The organism is Rhodococcus zopfii NBRC 100606 = JCM 9919 (genome assembly GCF_001895025.1).
In the GTDB taxonomy this organism is placed as follows: Bacteria; Actinomycetota; Actinomycetes; order Mycobacteriales; family Mycobacteriaceae; genus Rhodococcus; species Rhodococcus zopfii.
Map to the genome: position 1 here is coordinate 1 of NZ_BCXI01000090.1, position 4,261 is coordinate 4,261.

Below are 4,261 nucleotides of genomic sequence, written 5' to 3' on the forward strand. Positions count from 1 at the left end.
GTACGTCGTCTGCGGGGAGATCCGCGTCAAGTACGACTCCCTCGGCGGACCGAACAGCTTCCTGCTCTGGCCCACCAGCAACGAACTGGTCAACCCCGACCAGGTCGGACGCCGCCAAACCTTCGCCAACGGCCCGATCTACTGGCACCCCAACGCCGGCGCGCACCCCGTGGTCAACCACTTCATGATGAAGTGGGGCCAGCACAACTGGGAAGCCGGCTTCCTCGGATATCCCACCACCGACGAGATCGTGCTGCAGAACGGCCGGCGCCAGGACTTCCAAGGCGGCTCCATCTACTGGAGCCCGGTCTCCCTCGGCGCCATCGGCGGCGCCATCCGCGACAAATACCACGCTCTCGGTGCCGAAACCGGCCCCCTCGGCTACCCCAGCAGCGACGAGATCGCCGTCAACAAGTACAACGGCCGCTACAACAACTTCCTCAACGGCACCATCACCTGGTCCGGGCAAACCGGCGCACATGTCTTGTACCGAGACATTCGAGATCGCTGGACTTCGACAGGCAGGGAGGACGGGCACCTCGGTTATCCGTTGGAGGACGAACAGGTCACCACTGACGGAATCGCACGATTCGCCGACTTCGAGAATGACGCAAGCATTTGGTGGACGGCGATCACCGGTGCCCATGAAATCTCCGGCGAGTTGCTGAAAATATGGAACGCGCATGGCGGTTACGAAGGAATATTCGGAGCTCCAGCCAACGGCGCACAGGCGCCAGACGCAAGTAGACAAGTTCCAGGCCAGCCGGTAATTACGCTGAGTCAGCGCTTTGACAATGGTGTCATCAATACAACTGGCACCGGCCGGGTGCTCACAGCTACCTACGAAGAACCTGTTGACCCCGATCCGACGCTATTGCGTCAAGATGCCCTCGAAATCCAACCATTTGATATCCCCCCTGGCGCCACCTGGCCTCCTCCGGATGTTGCCGCCAACTATCCAACCGCCGAAATTCTGGCAGAAGCAACGAATCCTGATTTCATCAGCTACGGAGTGATGCCGGTACGGCAAGGCTACTGGAGCGGTTCCTGGAATGACGGATGGGGACAGGACAAAGCGGAGCACAAGCATCAATTGCGTTATCCGGACTCAATCGCGATGATCCTGGAGTCATCCAAGCATAAACCTCGTAGTGGCGGCGACGAAGGAAGAGATTTCTACGTTCACGCTGTAGACAGATTCTGTCATCTTGAATGGGACGGGTACGACTGTGAAGAAGTCGAACGGCGTACAGTGCATGCTATATACGACTTCAGGTCATTCCCTGAGGGATACAAACTGTCTCCGGCAGGCGCTCCGGGACCCGTTGGAGTTGTAACTGCATACTGTGGTGGTGGAAATACTCCACTGTCGAACACAGAAATATGCGACCCATGGGTTGACGTGGCACTGATGAACCCTGAGCCGGATACGGGAGGGTAATATTCCGAGCGCGGTGCCGCCCCCTATGGTGTTAAGTGGGCGGCACCGCTAGGAAGGGTTCATCCATCCAGGGCGAGTGATCCATGTAATGTCACCTTCTGCCGGCGGATCTTGCATTGGACCCGGACTGGCGAGGTCATCCAAATAAAGGCCGGCAGCCGCCCTTGCGTCACCGCCTGGCGATATCCTTCGCAGTTCATCGAGGATCAATTTGTACCCGCGCCGGGATAGCGGAACATCTCCGTTTCCGTAGTGCTCTACCACAACTATTACTGTTCCTAAGTGTTCCTCTAAGGAAATCAATTCTACCCGCATGGAACCCCTAGCCTGCTCATCGACTAACCCCATTGTTAATGCAGCCAAAAACTGCAGCGACCATGAATCGAATACCGTATCGTACTCTTGCTCGACGTGACTCAAATTACTCAACCTTTTCTGGCTTGGTTTGTGTAAGGGGCGACGTGATTTGATCTGTTCGTTCCGTCTACTGCTGGTCGGATTCGGATCGAAACGGCATGGCGAGGTCTCCGCATCGGGATTCGCTGACGCGGACGAGTCCGGGGACAACGCCATCCGGTTGATCCGCAGTCATGTCGAGGCAGAACCCTGCCCCGTAGCTGAGGCGTTCATTTTCCAGCAGAACCCCATTCGACACGGATGTGATGCCAGTCGGGATCCAGGATTCGCCCGGGTGGCCCTGGCGCAACGCGGTGAATGCGGCGTGCGGAGAGATGAGCTGTGGACTGTCCGGCCGGTGTACAGTCCAGGCGTCCCGGTTGAGGTCGGCGCCGGTCAACGGAGTCATGATCTTCGGTCACCTATGCAGTGTGCTGTGAGGATGGCTGGCATAGGTCGCAAACCTACTTACCCGTCTTGGTCTGGTCGACATGTCCTGTTTGCTGATCCTTCAGCAGCACACCGTGCGGAGCTTCCAGACCTCCGGACGACAGCACAGTATCGTCCGACGATATGGCGTGGTTGATGCTTGGTGTTCTGGCACTGCTGGGGTTGGCGGCGGGCGTGGTGGTGCGACGACGAACCCGGCTCGGTAGCGCGCCAGGGTTCCCGTGGTTCTGGGTGGCGTTCCCCGTCACCTGCATCGTCATCGCGACCGCGATCGGTGTCTTCGCTTGGCCTGAAGTGTTGACCGGCTCGGGAAGTTACTGGTGGGAACCGCCCACTGCGAATCGCCCCGGTCTGCAGTTCTTGTCGAGCGAGCAGTACCAGCGGTTCGTGACACTGCGCCGGTGGAGATGGGTGCTGCCGGTGGCATCGCTCGCGGGAATCGGGTTGTGCGTGTGGGCTTGGCGGCGGCGGCGGGTGTGACACCGCTATTGCCGATGGGTCCTGCAGGACACCACGGAATACCTGAAAGGGCAGGCATGAGCATGAGCCTGTGCCGATCAGGGGTGTTCGGTGAGGTTATACATCGTTGGATCGGAGGCCGTCGATTCGTATGACGGGCAGCCACGTCGCGAGGGTCCGGCCGAGGGCAACATCGGCGATCTGCGCGACGGGCGACGGCACATCCAGATCCAGCATGCCCTGATCGCCGTGCAGGAACTGTCGGGCTCGCTCAAGCAGAATGCCCAGCTCGACGTCGGTATGTGCGGACCCGACGTGGGCGAGGATCTCGTGCCGGCCGCGGTGTCTGCGCACGACCTGCACCGCTACCGCCCCGGAGGCGGTGCGCACTTTCCGCACGAATGCTACCGCCCGAACCTACCTGCTTAAACAACACTATGGTCGCCTCACGGCTCGGCCCCTGGCGGGGCCTCCCCTCGCGGGCCTTCACCACCGCCGCGGACTGCGGCGCACTGGCCCCACAACCCGGTAGCGACGCCACCGGGGGCCTCCCGACCGGGGAACGAGGAGAAACCGGTGGCTTCGCCACCGGGAAACCCCCGCCGGAGCAAGTACGGCCCACTCCATCGGACGAAATCCGCTCTACCTGCTTCGTTCTATCTATATCCATAGATAGATACGCTGAGAGCATGACGGTAACCCACGAACCGCGTCCGATCCGGGTAGTCGTGCTCTGCCGAGTCAGCACCGGAACGCAGCTTGAGGGCTATGGCCTCGACGTCCAGGAGAAGGACTGCCGCAACTACGCCCGCACACACAACATGCGGATCGTGAGGATGTGCCGGGACGAGGGGGTTACCGGAAAGGCCGGTGACGACGAACGCCCCGGCCTGGCCGAAGCGTTGCAGATGCTCACCGATGGGAAGGTCGACGCCCTACTCGCTCCCAACCTCGATCGCCTCGCCCGCCACCTCACCCAGCAGGAAGCCATCCTGTCGGTGGTGTGGGCACACGGAAAGCGATTCTTCACCGCCGACCGGGGAGAACACCTCCCCGACGACGACGACGATCCGATGCGCACGTTCGTCCGGCAGGTCATGGGAGCCGCCGCCCAGCTCGAACGTGGGCTGATCGTCAAACGCCTGAAATCAGGGAGACGGCAGAAGGCCGAAAGCGGCGGATACGCAACAGGATCGCCTCCCTACGGTCAGCGTGTTGTCGATCACCAGCTCATCGAGCACCCCCAGGAAGCTGCTGTCCTGCGCCAGATGCGTGCCTGGGCCGCCGAAGGGGTCGGCGTGCGAGCTATCGCCCGCCGCCTCAACGACGCTGGCGTGCCCGCGAAACGCGGCGGACGGTGGCATCCGTCAACGGTTGCGCGGCTTGTCGATTCACGTGCTCGTGCCGACTCGCGCCGACGATCAGCGTCCGCCCGCGCCGCGGATCGCGAGCGCGAGAAGCTGGCTCGCGCCGGCCGCGTTCTTGGTCGCGTCACATGATCCGCTCACCACGAAT

4 protein-coding genes and 1 pseudogene are annotated in these 4,261 nt (G+C 61.3%); 3 read left to right on the forward strand and 2 right to left on the reverse strand.

Annotation, left to right across the window (positions count from 1 at the left end):
• Positions 1-1,441: LGFP repeat-containing protein (locus RZ1_RS30350; protein WP_072816372.1), on the forward strand; the 1,441-nt coding region annotated here is incomplete at its 5' end.
• A gap of 484 nt (positions 1,442-1,925) precedes the next feature.
• On the opposite strand, the gene RZ1_RS29065 is transcribed toward RZ1_RS30350, so the two are convergent.
• On the reverse strand, positions 1,926-2,246 hold the full coding sequence (locus RZ1_RS29065) for a hypothetical protein (protein WP_072816374.1): 321 nt from the start codon (positions 2,244-2,246) through the stop codon (positions 1,926-1,928).
• Between the two features lie 164 nt (positions 2,247-2,410).
• Between RZ1_RS29065 and RZ1_RS29070 the strand changes: the two genes are divergently transcribed.
• The gene (locus RZ1_RS29070; protein WP_072816376.1) at positions 2,411-2,767 is read left to right on the forward strand and encodes an amino acid permease; all 357 of its coding nucleotides are present in this window, start codon (positions 2,411-2,413) and stop codon (positions 2,765-2,767) included.
• Positions 2,768-2,932: 165 nt separating this feature from the next.
• Here RZ1_RS29070 and RZ1_RS31590 read toward each other — a convergent pair.
• Positions 2,933-3,145, reverse strand: a pseudogene (locus RZ1_RS31590) (IS1634 family transposase); the annotation flags it as partial.
• Between the two features lie 290 nt (positions 3,146-3,435).
• Here RZ1_RS31590 and RZ1_RS29080 point away from each other — a divergent pair.
• A complete protein-coding gene (locus RZ1_RS29080; protein WP_072816378.1) occupies positions 3,436-4,245 on the forward strand; it encodes a recombinase family protein in 810 nt (269 codons plus the stop codon).
• Positions 4,246-4,261 lie beyond the last annotated feature (16 nt).

Bases quoted from the DNA above. Each gene is read 5' to 3' on its own strand.
- RZ1_RS29080 (WP_072816378.1), top strand. From the start codon at position 3,436: ATGACGGTAACCCACGAACCGCGTCCGATCCGGGTAGTCGTGCTCTGC.
- RZ1_RS29070 (WP_072816376.1), top strand. From the start codon at position 2,411: ATGGCGTGGTTGATGCTTGGTGTTCTGGCACTGCTGGGGTTGGCGGCG.
- RZ1_RS29065 (WP_072816374.1), bottom strand. From the start codon at position 2,246: ATGACTCCGTTGACCGGCGCCGACCTCAACCGGGACGCCTGGACTGTA.